Source organism: Gammaproteobacteria bacterium (assembly GCA_022340215.1).
Classification (GTDB): Bacteria; Pseudomonadota; Gammaproteobacteria; order JAJDOJ01; family JAJDOJ01; genus JAJDOJ01.
In genome coordinates, this window is the sequence record JAJDOJ010000192.1 from 1 (window position 1) to 16,849 (window position 16,849).

Genomic DNA, 16,849 nt, shown 5'->3' on the forward strand with positions numbered 1-16,849 from the left:
CTACTGCGCTGATGGGAGAGCGGCCAAAAAATCCCCGATTTCTCGTTGCGTAGGCCCACTATGCGCCTCGAAATCGTAAACTTTTTGTCTCGTTCTCCCACCATGCTCGCTACGATCGCCTAAGTCCGACAGGCTCCTAGCGTCTGTGAAACGGCCCCGGTCGCCGCGCTGTTCGGTGTTGAAACCCGGGCGTTCGCGTTCCTGATCTTGCGGAAAAGGCGTCCCAATCCCTTTCCCACCAGTCCTCGTCGAGGTCATCCGCATCGAGTTCCGTGCCTTGCTGTGATGCAGTACCGGATTGTGCCGGTTTCCCTCCCGTATCGGCGGGTGGTGTTTTCGCGCTCTGCGGGATCTCCGTTCCGGGCAGGGGTCGATTCAGAATGTCCTTGACACGATCCAGCAACGAATCCTCGTCGTCCCTGGAGGTGCCCTCGGCGTTCTTGCGTGTCCCTGATCTATCGGTACCCGGCAGCGGGGCGTTGAGTATCTTCCCGAGCCGCTAGAAGAAGCCCTTGTCGCTCTCGTCGTTCACCATGCGCACTCCAGGCGTGACGCTATTTCTTGATCAGATTGGACAGCCATATCAGCAGCAGTGCACCGGCCAGTGCGGCGACGAATGACCCGAGAATGCCTCCGTTACCGCTGGCCCCGAGCAGGGCGACGATATAGCCGCCGACCATGCCGAGTAAGACGTCGCCGATCGTGCCGAAGGGCGGGGGGGGCCACCGAGAATCCTGCTGGCCAGCAGCCCCGCGGCCGCCCGATAGCGACCCAGACTATCGACGTCCACTGACTTAGTCCCTGAATTGATGGGTGAATCCTGATGCCGGATCGACGAGAAAGATAAAAGCACCTGACACTCGGATTGTTGCCGGTTGTGGACGCTGACATCCCTGCCAGCCGATCCACGTGGCAACATCTCCGTGTCGCCGCCAGCCCCGAGTGTCGAGGTGCTGGCTCGAATAATAACATTCCGATATTGTGAAAGTTAACTAATATCCACGTGCTTGCGGGTAGGGAAGGGCGGCGCCGGTTCCGCAGACAACCACCTGGCGGCTAGATAAAGGTCGCCTCTTCTGTCAACACCTTGTGAACTTCGTTGAAGTCCGCCTTGTCGGTGAGGACGATTACGCCGATTTCACCCATGACGCAGATTGTGAAATCACCCCCGGACATCGTCCATCCCTTCAGGGGGGTCAAATTCAGTTGGGTCACCTTGGATGCGGTGTCGACCTGCGTCCTCGCGAGCAGTGTATTGGCGGCGCACAACATGGAAAGTGACCTGGCCGTCTCCTTGTCGAACTCGCCCTTGTAGTCGATCAGGGAGCCGCCGACACTAAATTCTCCAGCAGCCACCGCACCGGCGAGTTGCAGCAGCCTGTCCAGATCGACCATGCCCAGTCTCCCTTGCGGTCGTAACGAGAATATTACCTGCCGAGTCGCGCAACAGTTTTTAGTATACCTAAATCCTGCAAGTAGGGTTTTCTTCGGGAGTAGCCGACCAATAGGGACAGAATAATCGGTGTGCCGCAGTCATTTCTGCCGTTGCGATGACGACAAGCAGCGATCTCGAGCCGCCAGCGCGCGCTTTTCCCCGTTTTTCTGTGCAACGAGCAGAGCCGCCCGTGGGCCTGTTAAGGCAGGCCGTTGGCGCTGCGGTTGTATTGCCCGATCGGGGCTCAGGCAGGTTGGCTCAAAGCCAACCCGTCTTCCCGCACCTTGGGATGGAGATGCTGGCGAGGTCGTTTGATGCGCAGCTGATTCGCACCGGTGAGTAGCTTGCCCGCCACCCGGATCAGAAAGGTCCGGATTGTCTGTGGCTCCCAGCGCTTGAGCGTGGCGTTGGCGCTCAGCAACGCCATCCAACGGGCGGTGTTGTAGGCCAGGACGGCGCATTGGAACAGCGCGGCGTTGGCCAGGAAGTGGTCGGTTTTCAGGTGCGCCAGCCCCATCTGGCTCTTGGCCTGTTCGATCCAGGCCTCCGAGGTCGCCCGCGCGCCGTAAGTGCGGTGGGCCTGCCAGGGGCTCAGGGGCTCGGTGGTGACGTAGCAAAGGGCGCCGGTTTATGAATGTATTCGGCAGACGTCGGTTCGAGCCATGTCAGAAAATCTGGTGCAAATGCGCTGCGGTTGCGTGCCGATAGCGGCAAAGTTCACCATTTTCCAATGCAAGATGGCGGGCGGGGCTTGGTAAGATTGCCAATGTTGCCGTTCACAAGGCGATCTGGTGATACAGGAAAACCAGGACGAAGACGCAGAGCAGCGTCAGCAACAGCGCCAGGATGACATTGGTCAGCGAGGACGCATAGGCCTTGGGGGCCGGATCGTCAATCCGCCGCTTGAGGAGCAGAAAACGGACCGTTGCGCCCAAAAGGATGCCGAGCGACAACAGTATCAGGACGAGTCCGACGATCTCGGCCTGCGCTGAACTCGAGGGGGTTTCCCCCGCGCCGATCCTTCGGGACAGGTACACCAGGAAGAGGTCGAATTTCTCGATGACGAAACCCAGCGCCATGATGGCAATCGCGGTCCGGATCCAGGCTAGATAAGTGCGTTCGTTTGCCGCGTGATTGGTGAAGTTTTCGATCATTCCGCCCCGGGGGCCGTGTTTGTTTTCTGCTGATTCAGATGACGGGCAAGGTACCGTGAATCCGACGGGTCCCAACGGGAATAATAATTCTGCCATCTCCCGCCGATCCGATGCTGGCCGGGGGCAAGGGTGGAGGCGGCTACCGCCGGCGTTTGGAATGTCTCGGGGCGTACCGAGGTCGTTCGCGACAAAGCAGGTCGCCTTTCCACTGGTTACCGCGCGGGTCGAAGCTCAGCGACAGCACCCTGTGTACTGCCGGAGTGTCCTGGGAAGCCACAACCTGTTCGCGCAGCGGACCAGCGCCCAGGAGCGCGACCGAGGGCGGTACGAACGCCAGGTTTTCGTGGCGGCCGTCAAAGGTGCCGAAGTTCGACAGGATGAAGCCGCAACCTCGCATTACCTGCGGCGGGATGCTCCGCAAACATGAAGACCGGTTTCCAAGAGAGCCGCAATACGGGAACGAACATACCTTGCGGCGTGTCCGCCGCGATACCCAGGTCGATCTATGCCCGCGCCCCTCTGGTCTACTGCATGGCTATCGTACCATGCATTGGGTGACGGTTCCGTCTCGAAAGCCATGACGATCGGTCGGATCGGGCGCAGCGTTTCGCCTCGTCCTGCGACCAGGATTCGATATCGGCGTCTTCCGTTGGCGTAACGGGGAGCCACCTCAACGTGCCCCTTTGACATGGCGCGGGCCATTGCGCGTCGCACATCCCTCGGCAGTTCAAGGGGGCCGACCTCCCCGAGGTTCCTGGCGGCGCGTTGAACGTCGGCTGTCGTGATCATGCCGTCCGGGCCGTTCGGCGTCACGACGCCGAGATCTACTTCGAGACGCCTTCGAGACGCCGGGCGGGCGCTCGGACAGCCGGGGTCGCCGGAACACCCAGCGCACCCCCTCGATGCAGCGGTACGCCACTACGGGCCGATCTTCGTCGAGATCATCCAGACAAAGGGAAACGAGGGCTTCGGAGAGGGGAACTTCCAGGCCCCGGTCGAGGCCATGGAGGTCGACCAGAGGACTACGACGAGGTCATCTCTGGGGCCGCGTGATGAGGTGCCGGTCCGGGAATTTGCCTGGGGTGCGGATGTTGAGTCGTAGGTCGCGATCGTCACCGACGATGTACCCATGGGGGCGTCCCGTGAATCCGCGAGCGTACGTCGCCCTGACGATGCTGGCCAACGATGTCTCGTTCCAGAAATCTGATTCCGGTGGAACTCGCGAAGGGCTTGGGATTATGGCACGGCGAGGCGTCGACGGCGTTCTCCGGAGGCCTTCACACCGGACGAGCTTGCGACGGACTGGGGCAGAGCAAAGCTGCATCTTCGGGTGGTTTTCACCCTCAATCGCGTTCGAATGGCGGACCCCGACGCAGGCGCTAAGGCGATTTCTGTCAAATGACACACCATCCTGCTTGTCTTTGTCGTCGGACCTCTGTGTTGCGACAACCGTTCCATCGTTCGACTATGCGTCTGTTGTCGCGTCTTGATGACGAAAGAAAATCCGGCGCGATCTGGTATGTCATTTTCCGGCAATCGCCTAACATGCAATTTGATTTCCCGGCGCCGATCAGCCATGCTCCGGAAACCCGGGTCCTGAGGCGATTTCTGTCAAATGACATACCATCCTGCTTGTCTTTTCGTCCGTCCTCTGTGTTGCGACAACCGTTCCATCGTTCGACTATGCGCCTGATGTCGCGCCTTGATGACGAACGAAAATCCGGCGCAATCTGGTATGCCATTTTCCGGCAATCGCCTGACGGCTGGCACCATCATCGGCTCCGGTACCGTTTCTAACGAGGACGAGTCGCACGGCGTCTCCTGCCTCGTCGAGAAGCGTGTACCGGAATTCCTTACCCATGGTGCGGCCCGCACTCCATTCCTGCGATACGGGGACCGGGTCCGGATCGAGATGTTCAATAACGAGGGGGAAGCGCCGCTCGGCGCGATTGAACAGGAGATTGCCCCGTGTCCCGACTGACGCTGTATTCCTATTATCGCAGTTCAGCGGCTTATCGCGTAAGAATCGTTCTGAATCTCAAGGGTCTAGAATACAACGCCATACCGGTCGACCTGTTAAGCATCGATGAAAACGATGGAGAGTACAGGGACGTGAATCCGCAGGGGTTCGTACCGACGCTCAAGGACATACATCGGCTGTTTCACCAGTCGCTGTCGATTTCGGAGTACCTCGAGGAGACATATCCCGAAATTCCGATCCTCCCCTCGCTGGCCCGCGATCGGGCTCAGGTACGGGTGCTGTCGCAGATGGTCGCCTGTGATATCCATCCACTGAACAACCTGCGTGTGCAGGAATATCTTAGGGAGAAGCTGCGCGCCTCCGAAGAGGTCGTCCAGGAGTGGTACCATCACTGGATTCGCGAAGGATTCGAGGCCATCGAGGCGTTGCTGGAACGTAGTATAGCCACGGGTGAGTTCTGTCACGGTGACAGCCCGACACTGGCGGATGCGTGTCTGGTCCCGCAGGTCTATAACGCGCGGCGCTACCAGTGTGACGTTTCCGCGTACCCGACTATCCTGCGGATAGAGCAGAACTGTATGGCATTGCCGGCCTTCCGCGATGCCGCACCGGAGAATCAGCCCGACGCCGCCTGAACCGGCCGCCGGGCCGGGGTTCCGCTCCCGGAGCAAATTCACCCGTGCTGTCTCACCGTTCAAGACCGGCGATGCTTGGTGTCGGAGGTGTCCTGGACAGAGGTGGCGCATGACCGCTTCGGCACCCCGGCGTTTTCGTGATTTCGCGCACGCCCATCATCTCGAGGGGTTCACGGACCCCGCCCTGCTCCGTATCCGTGCCGGCGACAAGGGAGGTTCCGTCGACAGGGCCCGTCGTTATCTCGATCTTCAGGCCCGCATCGAACGGGCACCTCCGGGCCACCAGATCACCTCGCGGAATCCGCACACTGCCTGGTTTCGGTGCGGTGAACAGTCTCTCGATCAGGCCAGGGCCTTCATCGTTCGGTGCTCGGTATTCTCGAACTTGTTTCTGGTGGCCCGGTTGCGCAAGGCCATCAATGCGGATTCCTGTGAGATGCTCGACGCGGTAGCGGTGTGCTGGTGTGCTGGGTCGGCCCGGACGAGCAGCGCAGACGCCTCACCGTGGTGACGGTATGCCCCGAATCCACACCTGTGACATAATACCTGAGTTCGATGAGCCGGAAATAACGAGGTACGAAATGGCCCGGATGATGCAATGCGTAGTACTGAAGCGGGAAGCCGAGGGTCTGGAGCGTCCCCCCTACCCGGGGCCGCTTGGCGAACGGATCTATGAGCAGGTGTCGCAGGAGGGCTGGACCCGCTGGCTGGAGCGGTTAACCATGATTCTCAATGAAAACCAGTTGAGTACCGCAGACCCCAGGAGCGTGGAACTGATCGAGCGTCACATGATGGGTTACTTGTTCGGCGAAAGCGAACTGGGCGGGGTCCCGGAAGGTTTCCAGGCCGCGGGGTCAAAAAAGTAGACCCGCTCAGCCGGCCCGGCGTATTCGCCAGGCCGGCGCGACGACAACATTCAATCTGGTGTGCGCCTGTCTTAGCGCCGCCTCGGCTTGGGCCGGCGTGTCGGTTCGAGCGAAGACGAATCCCAGGTAACTGCTGCCCTCAGGTAACGGGACCAGCTCGTAACCCTCGCGGCGCGTGATCTCCACATCGACGATTCCCGGCACCTTCTGCGCCTCGAGCACGCCCTCGACACGTCGCAGCACGCCCGCCTGCGGAATCGGAATCATCAGCACGCCCGATGCGCCCTTCGGCGCGTCCACCGCCAGCGGTCGACCCAGGGCGTTGGCGACGACGAGTTCCTCGAGCCCGGCGTCCGTCCCATAGCTGAGGAGTCGCGCGCACTGTCCGCCGATGGTGCGCGACGCGACCTCGAGGATCCAGGCCCGTTCGCCGTCGATCCGGAGTTCGGCATGGATCGGGCCGTGGTGCAAACCAAGGGCGGCGCAGGCGGCGCCGACCGTCGCCACGATCCGTTCCTGTATGCGCGCGGGCAGCCTCGACGGCGTGATGTAGTAGGTTTCTTCGAAATACGGTCCTTCCAGCGGCTCCGGTTTGTCGAACAGCGCAAGCACCGTGAGTTGCCCCCCGTACAACATGCCTTCAAGGGCGACCTCGATGCCCGGCAGGTATCGCTCGACAAGGACGGTTTGGCGCTCGAAATCGTCAGCCTGCTCTTTGACGATCTCACGGATACGGCGTGCCGCCGAGCGAAATGCCCCCGGATCGTCGCTACGGATGACTCCGCGACTGCCGGACATGGCCAGTGGCTTGAGGACCAGCGGAAAGGGGATGTCGGGCAGCTTTCCGGCGATGATCCCGGCGATGTCCATCACGGCGTGGTCGGGGACCGTCACTCCGGCGGATTCGAGTCGTTCGCGCGCCTTGTCCTTGCGGCGGGTGACGATGGCGGCGCCGGGGTCGTTGCCAGGCAGTCCCAGGTGACGGGCGAGGCGGCTTGCGATCTCTACCGTGCCGTCATCGGTGCCGATGACCCCGGCGCAAGTCCTGGCGCGGGCTTCGGCAAGCAGCGCCCCGATCGTGCCCTCGGTGTCAACGGGGTCGATGTGAATGCCCTGGTTGAAACTACTGATCAGCGAATGCCGGCCATCCGAGGCGACGACGGCGGAAACGCCCAGCTTCCGTGCCGCATTGAGGTAGGCACCGACGCGATAGCTCGTCGACGGGGCAACCAGCAGCAGCCGGGGCGAGGTCATGAGGAGGGCGGACCGCCGCGGAGGGTATTCGGCCGATCTTGGGTGTGATCCTGATCAGCAGGCGCCGCCACCCGCCATTCCGCAACCGCCGCAGGTTCCGCCACCGCCGACGGCCTGAAAGACATTCCTGAACACGAAGCTCGACCCGGTAACGTTTTCCACGAAGTCGATCTCGACGCCATCGAGATAGTTCAGGGCGAAGGCATCGACGTAGAGTCGGACACCGTCCCGTTCCAGCACGCTGTCCTGCGGAAACCGTTCCTGTGCGAAGGTCATGCTGTATGTCATACCGCTGCATCCACCGCCGGCGACGAATATGCGGATCGCTTCGATTTCATCTTCATCGACCAGCAGACCGCGAATCTGTTCCATGGCCGCCGTCGTGACGTTGATCTCGTTCTCGATCAAGCCAGGGTAGGCGGGAGGGTTTTCCAGGTTAATTGCTTTGTTCATTGATATTTCGCCATTTGCTGTGGGTAATCGTGGTTTAGCATGCAAAGTTGACTTGCAGACAATGGGGTCCGATCCGATGCATTCCCGCCAGGCGGGATGCCGGGAAGGGCTGCCTGATAAAATAACACAAAAACAAATAGTTAACTAGATTCTGCTCATCAACGCTGGTTCTTGACTAACTCAGTCAGGTGGCATATTCTATCAATTCCTGAGCATATTAGTCAGGATTTTTTAGGTGTGGGAAACAAACGATCGGAGAGGGCGAGATGGGCGAAGCGGAACGGGATATCGATCTGATCGTAAAGAAGGCGTACGAGCACGGTTTCGTGACCGACGTCGACAGCGACACGCTCCGCCCCGGGCTGGACGAGGATACCATAAAGTTTATATCGGCCATAAAGCACGAGCCGTCCTTCATGCTGGAATGGCGCCTCAAGGCCTTCCAGCACTGGCTCACGATGCGACAGCCCGACTGGGCGAGGCTGCGCATCGACCCGATCGACTACCAGTCCATTTCCTACTATTCCGCCCCCAAATCCAAGGACGACGCCCCGAAGAGCCTTGACGAGGTCGATCCGATACTCCTGGAGACCTACGAGAAACTCGGGATCCCGCTGGAGGAGCGTGCCATCCTGGCGGGGGTTGCCGTCGACGCGGTGTTCGACAGTGTCTCAGTGGCGACAACCTTTAAGGAAAAGCTGTCTGAAGTGGGGGTCATCTTCTGTTCCTTCTCCGAGGCGATTCGCGAACACCCGGAACTCGTCGAGAAGTACCTCGGGACCGTCGTACCCTACAGCGACAATTTCTTTGCGACCCTGAACTCCGCGGTGTTTTCCGACGGTTCGTTCGTCTACATCCCGAAAGGCGTGCGGTGCCCGATGGAGCTATCTACGTATTTCCGTATCAACGCCGCGAATACGGGCCAGTTCGAGCGGACGCTGATCGTGGCCGAGGAGGGCAGTCATGTGAGCTACCTCGAGGGCTGTACCGCACCGATGCGGGACGAGAACCAGTTGCACGCGGCGGTCGTCGAACTGGTGGCGCTGGAAGGTGCGGAGATCAAATATTCGACGGTACAGAACTGGTATCCCGGCGACGAGAACGGTCGCGGCGGGATCTACAACTTTGTCACCAAACGCGGCGAGTGCCGGGAGGCGAACTCGAAGATTTCGTGGACCCAGGTCGAAACGGGTTCAGCGATTACCTGGAAGTACCCCGGCTGTGTGCTGAGGGGAGAGAATTCCGTCGGAAAGTTCTATTCCGTCGCCCTGACCAACAATTTCCAGCAGGCCGACACCGGCACCAAGATGATTCACATCGGTGCGAACACGCGCAGCACCATCGTCTCGAAGGGTATCTCGGCAGGGCGGGGGCAGAACGCCTATCGTGGTCTGGTCAAGATCCTCAAGGGCGCCGAGGACGCACGCAACTACACGCAGTGTGACTCGTTGCTGATGGGTGACCGCTGCGGGGCGCACACCTTCCCCTACATGGAGGTGAAGAATCCGACGGCCAAGGTGGAGCACGAGGCCACGACCTCGAAGATCGGGGACGACCAGCTTTTCTACCTGCGCCAGCGAGGCATCGCGGAAGAGGATGCCGTTTCCATGATCGTCAACGGGTTCTGCAAGGAGGTTTTCAGGGAACTGCCGATGGAGTTCGCGGTGGAGGCCCAGAAACTCCTGAGCGTGAGCCTCGAAGGCGCCGTGGGCTGAGAGCATCGGGCAAATTGAATTTGGAGCCAGTACTTATGGGATCAGTCAATGCAGTGGAGATCGAACCCCCCGTCACGATGACAGAGGCGGCGGTTAGGCATGTCAGGAAGCAGATCGAGAAACGCGGGTCCGGTATCGGCGTGCGTCTCGGCATTAAGAAGATGGGTTGCTCCGGGTTCGGATACCAGATCGATTTTATCGACGAGGCCGCCGAAGACGATCGTGTCTACCCGGTTGCCGAGGGTTTGTCGGTGTATGTCGGTCTGGATGCCTTGCCCTACGTCAAGGGTACGCGGCTCGACTATGCACGCGAGGGGCTGAATTCAACGTTCAAGTTCATCAACCCCAATGTGCAGGATACCTGTGGTTGCGGGGAGAGTTTCAGCGTATAGCGCGCGATTGCAGAGTGCTTGCGTTGAGTTGTTTATGACTGCCAGGGCTTACGCCCGAAATGCCGGAATCAGATGGCGCCGGACAAGACGTTTGGAGACGATCCAGAAATGCTGACTATCAAGGACCTTCGGGTCAACGTCGAAGGAAAGGAGATCCTCAAGGGGATCGATCTCGAGGTGAACGCGGGCGAGGTGCACGCGATCATGGGACCAAACGGTTCGGGCAAGAGCACGCTCGCGCATGTGCTGGCCGGACGACCCGGGTACGAAGTGGTGAGTGGCGAAGTCACCCTGGACGGAGATGACCTGCTGGACAAGGAGCCCGAGGAGCGCGCCTGCGATGGTGTCTTTCTGGCCTTTCAGTACCCGGTCGAGGTGCCGGGTGTCAACAACACCTATTTTCTCAAGACCGCGCTCAACGCCATCCGTAAATCCCGCGGACAGGAAGAACTCGACGCCATGGATTTCCTGCAACTCGCCCGGGAGAAGGCGAAGCTTGTCAACATGGACGAGGGCTTGCTGAAGCGTTCCGTCAACGAGGGGTTCTCCGGCGGTGAGAAGAAGCGCAACGAGATATTCCAGATGGCGGTGCTCGAGCCCAGACTGGCGATCATGGACGAGACGGATTCCGGTCTGGACATCGACGCCCTGCGAATCGTCTCCGAGGGGGTCAACGGGCTGCGCAGGGAAGACCGCGCGATCATCGTCGTGACACACTATCAGCGGCTGCTGGACTACATCGTGCCCGACTTCGTTCACGTCCTGTCGGGCGGGCGCATCGTGAAGTCCGGAGACCGGGGGCTGGCGCTGGAACTCGAGGAACAGGGCTACGGCTGGATCGACAAGGTGGTAAGCGCATGAGTGCAGTCATGCCCATGGAGAACCACTACGCCGACAGCTTTAGCGCCGTTCGCGAATCGTTGCCGGGCGCCGGGTTGCCCTGGCTGGACGATCTGCGGGCCGCGGCGATGGATCGCTACGCCACCATCGGCCTGCCGACGACGCGTCAGGAAGACTGGAAGTACACCAATGTGCGCGCGATCGCGAAGCATTCCTTCCAGCCTTCCCTGGCGTTCTGCACCGGGCTGATGGAAGACGACCTCGGGGACGCGCTGATGGGAGATCTCGAGGCCCATCGTTTGACCTTTCTCAATGGACGCTATTCACCCCAGCTCAGCCGTCCGGGAAAACTTCCGGAGGGTGTGGAGATTTACAGCATATCGTCGGCCTTGCAGGATATGCCCGAGGTGCTGGAGCCTCTGCTCGCGAAGCAGGCGGACGGGTCGGCAAACGGCTTTGCCGCCTTGAACCTGGCGTTCTTTACCGACGGGGCGCTCGTACGCCTGGAGGAGGGCGCCCGACTGGAGCGGCCGATCCAGCTCGTTTATCTCACAACGGCGCATGGCGATCCCGAGACGCACAACTTGCGAAATCTCATCGTTGCGGGAGCGGGCTCGCAGGCCACCATCATCGAGCACTACCTCAGTATCGGCGGCCCGGTTTATCTCAATAACGTGGTGACCGAAGCGGTACTGTCGGCGGATGCCGACCTCGAGCACTACAAGCTCCAGCAGGAGAGTCTCAAGGGGTTCCACGTCTCGACCCTTCAGGCGCTTCAGGCACGCGACAGCCGGCTGGTGTCCCACTCGGCATCCGTCGGCGCCAGTCTGGCCCGCCATGACATCAACGCCGTGCTCGACGCCGAGGGTGCGGAGTGCAGCCTCAACGGGCTTTACATAACTGGCGGGCGGCAGCATGTGGATTACCACACGCGAGTCGACCACAAAAAGCCCGAGGGAGTGAGCCGGGAGTATTACAAGGGCGTACTGTCAGGCAAGTCGCGCGCGGTATTCAACGGCAAGGTCCACGTGCATCAGGACGCCCAGAAAACGGATGCGGAACAGAGTAACAGAAACCTGCTGCTGTCCCGGGATGCGGAGGTCGACACCAAGCCGGAACTCGAGATCTATGCGGACGACGTCAAGTGTAGTCACGGGGCGACCATCGGACAGCTCGACGAGGAAAGCGTGTTCTACCTGCGATCCCGCGGTATCCCGCAACCCGTGGCGCGCGGTATGCTGACCTACGGATTCGCGCACGATATCGTCGAGCGGATGGGGCTCGAGCCGGTCAGGCGTCTGATCGAGAATATCCTGGCAAGCAAACTGCCGCATGTGGACCCATCGGGAGTTGGATAATGGCGGCGTTTGCCGAAGTGGTGGAAACAGAGCAGCCGGAAACCATCCTGGATGTCACGGCTATCCGGCGTGATTTTCCCATCCTGCACCAGCGGGTTCGCGGTGGGCCGCTGGCCTATCTGGACAACGGCGCCACCACGCAGAAGCCGATCCAGGTCATCGATGCCGTTTCGTCCTACTACTCTCGGGACAATGCCAACGTGCATCGCGGTGTTCACGAGCTGAGCCAGCGCGCCACCGACGCCTACGAAGGGGCACGGGAGAAGGTCCGCGAATTCATCAATGCCGCTGACGCCCGTGAAATTGTCTTCGTCCGCGGTACGACCGAGGCAATCAACCTGGTGGCGCAAAGCTTTGCGCGCCCGAGGATGAAGCCGGGTGACGAAATCATCGTCACGGAGATGGAACACCACTCGAACATCGTACCCTGGCAGATGGTGGTGCAGCAGACAGGCGCGGTGATCCGGGTCGCGACTGTCACGGACAGTGGCGAGGTGGATCCCGGGGTCTTCGAATCCCTGTTCAACGACCGCACGCGATTGCTTGCGGTGACCCACATCTCCAACGCGCTGGGTACCGTCAACCCGATACGTGAGATGATCCGGACCGCACGCCAGTACGACACGACCGTTGTGATCGATGGCGCCCAGGCTGTGGCGCACGGTACGGTCGATGTCCGGGAGCTGGATTGCGACTTCTATGCCTTTTCGGGGCACAAGCTCTACGGACCCACCGGGATCGGCGTGCTTTACGGCAAGATGGAACATCTGGAGTCCATGGAACCGTATCAGGGCGGTGGTGAGATGATCCTCATGGTCACTTTCGAAAACGCCACCTATGCGAAGCCGCCGGCGCGCTTCGAGGCAGGGACCCCGAATATCGCCGGGGCCATCGGGCTCGCGGCTGCGATCGACTACGTCAGGGGACATGGCCTGGCGGCGATTCGCGCCCATGAACAGGAACTGCTCGATTACGCCCAGGAGCGTGCCGCGGCCATCGACGGGCTTCGCATCATCGGCACTGCGGCGGAGAAGGGCGCGATCCTTTCCTTCGTCTTCGATCAAGTTCATGCGCACGACGTCGGTACCATCATGGACAGCGAGGGACTCGCGGTCCGGGCGGGACATCTGTGCGCGATGCCGGTGATGAAACGGTTCGGAATCGCCGCGACGACACGTGCGTCGTTCGGGATTTACAACACGCGGGAAGAGGTGGATCGCCTGATTGGGGGGATGCACAAGGTGCTGGAGGTCATGGGAAGATGAACGACTTGCGTGAACTCTACGAGGAGGTAATCCTCGATCACAACCGCAATCCGCGCAACTACCCGAAGAAGCCCGAGGATTGCAACCACACGGCGCACGGGTTCAATCCTCTGTGCGGGGACGAGTTCCAGATTCATCTCACCGTTGACGACGGTGTGATCAAGGACGTCGGTTTCGAAGGGGCGGGTTGCGCCATTTCCACCGCTTCGGCCTCGCTGATGACCGAGGCCATCAAGGGCAAGCCCGTGGCGGATGCCGAGGCGCTGTTCGAGGAGGTGCACCGGGCGCTGACGGAAGAAAAGCAGGTCGGCGACCCGCAGGACCTGCTCGGCAAACTCACCGTTCTGACCGGCGTTAAGGAGTACCCCATGCGGGTCAAGTGCGCGACACTCGCCTGGCACACGATGCTCGCTGCACTCAAAAATCGACCGGACGTCGTGACGACCGAGTAAGCGGTTCCTGACTGAAACCTACAGAACGCCATGACTGCAATGAGAAACTGGCTACACAAAACCCATGAAGACGAGCAGCAGACTGCTGTTGACACGAGCGGGATCGAACAGCGCATCGTGGATGTGCTGAAGACGATCTACGATCCCGAGATCCCGGTCAATATCTACGATCTCGGGCTGATCTATCGCATCGAGGTGGATGACAAGGGTGAGGTTTCTCTCGACATGACACTCACCTCCCCCGGGTGCCCGGTCGCACAGACGTTTCCCGGTATGGTCGAGGGATCGATCCGGCAGGTGGAAGGGGTGACGGCGGCGACCGTCAATCTGGTCTGGGACCCGCCATGGCGCATGGACACCCTGTCCGACGAGGTCAAGTTACAATTGGGCCTGCTATAGACCATATCGTTCACTCACCAACCCCGATTTTTTCCTGCAGGGAGTGTCTGTGTCTGACTGGATCGAAGTGGCCCACAACGAGGAGTTCCCGCCCGGCACTTGGCAGGTCGTGGAATACGAGGACATGGTGATCGCGGTATTCAATATCGACGGCGAGTTCTACGCCATCGAGGACATCTGCACCCACGACGGCGAGACCCTGACGGGCGGGGACCTCGAGGGTAACGAGGTCATCTGCCCTCGGCACGGCGCTCGCTTCGACGTCACCTCCGGAGAGGCCCTGACCGCCCCTGCCTACGAGGACCTGACGACCTTCGAGGTCAGGGTCGACGACGGTATGGTCATGGTCAATCCCGAGTCGGACGATTAGGGATTACGGATTCCAAGGAGCGTATCCCCCGGTCCCCGCGCACCTCCTCTCAGGCACCATGTTGTCATCGATCAGGTAGCCGCGGGCGAGCTGCACGTACGAATCCACGGATTCGGCGGCCCAGGCCGCATCACGCCCCAGTTCCCCCGCCATGAGTTCCGCTACCCGCGGCGCGATGTCGATGCTGGCCCGGGCATCAAGCAGCAGGGCACGGGTCCGACGGGCCAGTACGTCCTCCACGCTCCTGGCCATCTCGTAGCGGGCGGCCCAGACGACTTCGGCGCCAGTGTAGGGCAGCCTGTCGGATAAGGGCTGGGCCAGATCGGGGCGGTCCCTGCCGATGGCCCGGATCCCTTCCGCGTCACTCCCGTAGACGTCCATGGGCGAGATTCCCGCGGTCGGTGTGCCAGTGCAGCCATGGATTCTGAGTTTCTGCGTGACGCAGGCACGATGTTCCAGCAGGGCCACGAGCTGGGCGTGGTCGATGGTGTCCTCCGTCATCTTGCGATAGGTGGTCCACTTGCCCCCCGCCACGGAGACAAGGCCGGAGTCGGAGACCAGGATGGTGTGATCGCGGGACAGTGCGGCGGTGGATGACCCCTCCCCGGACCTGACCAGGGGCCTCAACCCCGCAAAGACGCTGAGGACGTCGGTTCGGGTCGGGGGATGTTCCAGATACTGCGATGCCTTGTCCAGTATGAAGGCGATTTCTTCCTCCAGCGGGCGGGGTTCGATGTCGATCTTTTCCGTCGGGGTGTCGGTGGTACCGAGAATGACGCGGTCGTGCCACGGCACTGCAAAAAGGATACGGCCGTCGGAGGTGACCCCCTCTTGACCCCCTGACCGCTGCTGTTGGAGAGAAGGACCAGCCGTTCTTGGCGGCATCTAAAGGTAATGCTAGTATTACCGCATTACCCTTTTAGAGCGCCATGCCTATGACCACGGATACCGCCAGGCTGACAACGAAATACCAGGCCACCATTCCCGCCCGGGTACGCCAGGCACTAGACCTGAAGGCGGGCGAAGTTATCGCCTTTGAGATCGAGAACGGCGTGGTTCGGCTGCGCAAGGCCACACCGATCGATCTGGCCTTCTCCGGCGCTCTGGAAGATATTCTGGAGGAGTGGAACTCCAAGGCTGACGACGAGGCCTATCGTGACCTTTGAGACATTCGATGTAGTCGTTGTGCCATTCCCCTTCACTGACCAAAAAGCCGCCAAGCGACGTCCCGCACTTGTTCTCTCCGGATCCGAGGCGTTCGGCAACCGGATTGGTCACTCGGTGCTCGCCATGATCACCAGTCAGAAGAATGCGTCCTGGCCGCTGGATGTACCAATCCAGGACGGCCCTAATGCCGGGCTTGCGGCATCCTCGGTCGTAAGAATGAAGCTGTTCACCCTCGACCACCGATTGATCCTGCGCAAGGCAGGTCGCTTGGATGGCCAGGATCGGGTTGCCGTAGCGAAATCACTCGGGGCATTGTTTGGGGACACCATGGCATTTTAAAGGCAGCTTTCGGGAAATCGATAAGGTATACCGCCTTAAATCCGCCATGCCGCTAACCTGAGAATCTTTCCTTTGGCGCTGGGATCTCCGGCGGCGGCTCCGAAGGTGTCTCTGTGGGTGGTTCCGGCACCTCGTCCGGGCCACTGGGTGGCACACCGATCGGAACCTGCTCGGGGGGGAATTCGGGCGGTACACCCGGTGGAATTTCCGGTTCACCGTTGTTCATTTGACAGGTCTCTCAAATCGGGCATATCTCACATAGATTTCAGGTGCGCTCAAAAGTCTGGCGAGCATCCTGGACGAAACCGAAGCCGAGCGTCACGAGGCGTACGAGTTCGGACTGCCGGTGCACCCCGGCTTTCGTCATGACCCGTTTTAGGCGATTGCCGGAAAATGGCATACCAGATCGCGCCGGATTTTCGTTCGTCATCCAGGCGCGACAACAGGCGCATAGTCGAACTACGCAACGGTTGTCGCAACACAGAGGACGGACGAAAAGACAAGCAGGGTGGTATGTCATTTGACAGAAATCGCCTTAGCACGCATCGGGCGGTTTCAAACGAAATATTCACCGAGTCGGCGTATGCGTGCAACGTCTTGACGTTTGCCAGGCCGATAGCCAATTGTGCCTCGGCATGCGTCAGTTGGTATACCGATCGCAGCATGCTCAGGGCCGATGCCGGAACCTGACAGCGCGGCGTGGTCACTAAGACCATAGCGCCGAGCGATTCCTCGTGCCGTATACTGGACGTCAGCGGTGCCACGACGACGGTC

The 16,849-nt window shown here is 60.5% G+C and carries 19 protein-coding genes and 3 pseudogenes; 15 read left to right on the forward strand and 7 right to left on the reverse strand.

Annotated features, from left to right (window positions below):
* Positions 1 to 554: 554 nt before the first annotated feature.
* The 4 genes and pseudogenes from LJE91_13450 to LJE91_13465 all read right to left on the reverse strand — a co-directional run bounded on the left by LJE91_13450 (position 555) and on the right by LJE91_13465 (position 2,589).
* Complete coding sequence (locus LJE91_13450; protein ID MCG6869688.1) at positions 555 to 680, reverse strand: GlsB/YeaQ/YmgE family stress response membrane protein; 126 nt, start codon at positions 678 to 680, stop codon at positions 555 to 557.
* 376 nt (positions 681 to 1,056) lie between these two features.
* Positions 1,057 to 1,395 carry a DUF2173 family protein gene (locus LJE91_13455; GenBank protein MCG6869689.1) on the reverse strand — a complete coding sequence of 113 codons (339 nt, stop codon included), beginning with the start codon at positions 1,393 to 1,395 and terminating at the stop codon, positions 1,057 to 1,059.
* Positions 1,396 to 1,679: 284 nt separating this feature from the next.
* Positions 1,680 to 2,051 (reverse strand): annotated as a pseudogene (locus LJE91_13460) (transposase).
* A 160-nt stretch (positions 2,052 to 2,211) separates the two neighbouring features.
* Complete coding sequence (locus LJE91_13465; protein ID MCG6869690.1) at positions 2,212 to 2,589, reverse strand: DUF202 domain-containing protein; 378 nt, start codon at positions 2,587 to 2,589, stop codon at positions 2,212 to 2,214.
* A gap of 922 nt (positions 2,590 to 3,511) precedes the next feature.
* Between LJE91_13465 and LJE91_13470 the strand changes: the two are divergent.
* The 5 genes and pseudogenes from LJE91_13470 (at position 3,512) to LJE91_13490 (ending at position 6,071) form a co-directional block, all read left to right on the forward strand.
* Positions 3,512 to 3,691, forward strand: a pseudogene (locus LJE91_13470) (hypothetical protein).
* A gap of 660 nt (positions 3,692 to 4,351) precedes the next feature.
* Positions 4,352 to 4,570: pseudogene (locus LJE91_13475) on the forward strand (fumarylacetoacetate hydrolase family protein).
* Complete coding sequence (gene maiA, locus LJE91_13480; GenBank protein MCG6869691.1) at positions 4,567 to 5,205, forward strand: maleylacetoacetate isomerase; 639 nt, start codon at positions 4,567 to 4,569, stop codon at positions 5,203 to 5,205. Before LJE91_13475 ends, maiA begins: the two are co-directional and overlap by 4 nt.
* Positions 5,206 to 5,314: 109 nt before the next feature.
* On the forward strand, positions 5,315 to 5,716 hold the full coding sequence (locus tag LJE91_13485; protein MCG6869692.1) for a hypothetical protein: 402 nt from the start codon (positions 5,315 to 5,317) through the stop codon (positions 5,714 to 5,716).
* Positions 5,717 to 5,786: 70 nt separating this feature from the next.
* Entirely contained in the window at positions 5,787 to 6,071 is a 285-nt protein-coding gene (locus tag LJE91_13490; GenBank protein ID MCG6869693.1) for an oxidative damage protection protein, read from the forward strand.
* A gap of 6 nt (positions 6,072 to 6,077) precedes the next feature.
* Here LJE91_13490 and LJE91_13495 read toward each other — a convergent pair whose 3' ends face one another.
* Both LJE91_13495 and LJE91_13500 read right to left on the reverse strand, forming a co-directional pair.
* Entirely contained in the window at positions 6,078 to 7,325 is a 1,248-nt protein-coding gene (locus tag LJE91_13495) for an ATP-grasp domain-containing protein (protein ID MCG6869694.1), read from the reverse strand.
* A 54-nt stretch (positions 7,326 to 7,379) separates the two neighbouring features.
* A complete protein-coding gene (locus LJE91_13500; protein MCG6869695.1) occupies positions 7,380 to 7,778 on the reverse strand; it encodes an iron-sulfur cluster assembly accessory protein in 399 nt (132 codons plus the stop codon).
* Positions 7,779 to 8,044: 266 nt separating this feature from the next.
* Between LJE91_13500 and sufB the strand changes: the two genes are divergently transcribed.
* The 8 genes from sufB (at position 8,045) to LJE91_13540 (ending at position 14,569) form a co-directional block, all read left to right on the forward strand.
* The gene (gene sufB / locus LJE91_13505) at positions 8,045 to 9,493 is read left to right on the forward strand and encodes a Fe-S cluster assembly protein SufB (protein MCG6869696.1); all 1,449 of its coding nucleotides are present in this window, start codon (positions 8,045 to 8,047) and stop codon (positions 9,491 to 9,493) included.
* 35 nt (positions 9,494 to 9,528) lie between these two features.
* Complete coding sequence (locus LJE91_13510) at positions 9,529 to 9,885, forward strand: iron-sulfur cluster assembly accessory protein (protein MCG6869697.1); 357 nt, start codon at positions 9,529 to 9,531, stop codon at positions 9,883 to 9,885.
* Between the two features lie 108 nt (positions 9,886 to 9,993).
* Positions 9,994 to 10,746, forward strand: coding sequence for a Fe-S cluster assembly ATPase SufC (sufC, locus tag LJE91_13515; protein MCG6869698.1), 753 nt, complete (start codon positions 9,994 to 9,996; stop codon positions 10,744 to 10,746).
* Positions 10,743 to 12,083 carry a Fe-S cluster assembly protein SufD gene (gene sufD, locus LJE91_13520; GenBank protein MCG6869699.1) on the forward strand — a complete coding sequence of 447 codons (1,341 nt, stop codon included), beginning with the start codon at positions 10,743 to 10,745 and terminating at the stop codon, positions 12,081 to 12,083. Before sufC ends, sufD begins: the two co-directional genes overlap by 4 nt.
* 47 nt (positions 12,084 to 12,130) lie before the next feature.
* Positions 12,131 to 13,348 (forward strand): cysteine desulfurase, encoded by a 1,218-nt coding sequence (locus tag LJE91_13525; GenBank protein MCG6869700.1) that lies wholly within the window; start codon positions 12,131 to 12,133, stop codon positions 13,346 to 13,348.
* Positions 13,345 to 13,800 carry an SUF system NifU family Fe-S cluster assembly protein gene (locus tag LJE91_13530; protein MCG6869701.1) on the forward strand — a complete coding sequence of 152 codons (456 nt, stop codon included), beginning with the start codon at positions 13,345 to 13,347 and terminating at the stop codon, positions 13,798 to 13,800. The genes LJE91_13525 and LJE91_13530 overlap by 4 nt, the downstream gene beginning before the upstream one ends.
* Positions 13,801 to 13,830: 30 nt before the next feature.
* On the forward strand, positions 13,831 to 14,199 hold the full coding sequence (locus LJE91_13535; protein MCG6869702.1) for an SUF system Fe-S cluster assembly protein: 369 nt from the start codon (positions 13,831 to 13,833) through the stop codon (positions 14,197 to 14,199).
* A 49-nt stretch (positions 14,200 to 14,248) separates the two neighbouring features.
* Entirely contained in the window at positions 14,249 to 14,569 is a 321-nt protein-coding gene (locus tag LJE91_13540; protein MCG6869703.1) for a non-heme iron oxygenase ferredoxin subunit, read from the forward strand.
* A gap of 3 nt (positions 14,570 to 14,572) precedes the next feature.
* Here LJE91_13540 and LJE91_13545 read toward each other — a convergent pair whose 3' ends face one another.
* Positions 14,573 to 15,454: an FAD-dependent oxidoreductase gene (locus LJE91_13545; GenBank protein ID MCG6869704.1), complete on the reverse strand. Its 882-nt coding sequence runs from the start codon at positions 15,452 to 15,454 to the stop codon at positions 14,573 to 14,575.
* A 50-nt stretch (positions 15,455 to 15,504) separates the two neighbouring features.
* Between LJE91_13545 and LJE91_13550 the strand changes: the two genes are divergently transcribed.
* Positions 15,505 to 15,735: an AbrB/MazE/SpoVT family DNA-binding domain-containing protein gene (locus LJE91_13550; protein ID MCG6869705.1), complete on the forward strand. Its 231-nt coding sequence runs from the start codon at positions 15,505 to 15,507 to the stop codon at positions 15,733 to 15,735.
* On the forward strand, positions 15,725 to 16,075 hold the full coding sequence (locus LJE91_13555) for a type II toxin-antitoxin system PemK/MazF family toxin (protein ID MCG6869706.1): 351 nt from the start codon (positions 15,725 to 15,727) through the stop codon (positions 16,073 to 16,075). Before LJE91_13550 ends, LJE91_13555 begins: the two co-directional genes overlap by 11 nt.
* Positions 16,076 to 16,849 lie beyond the last annotated feature (774 nt).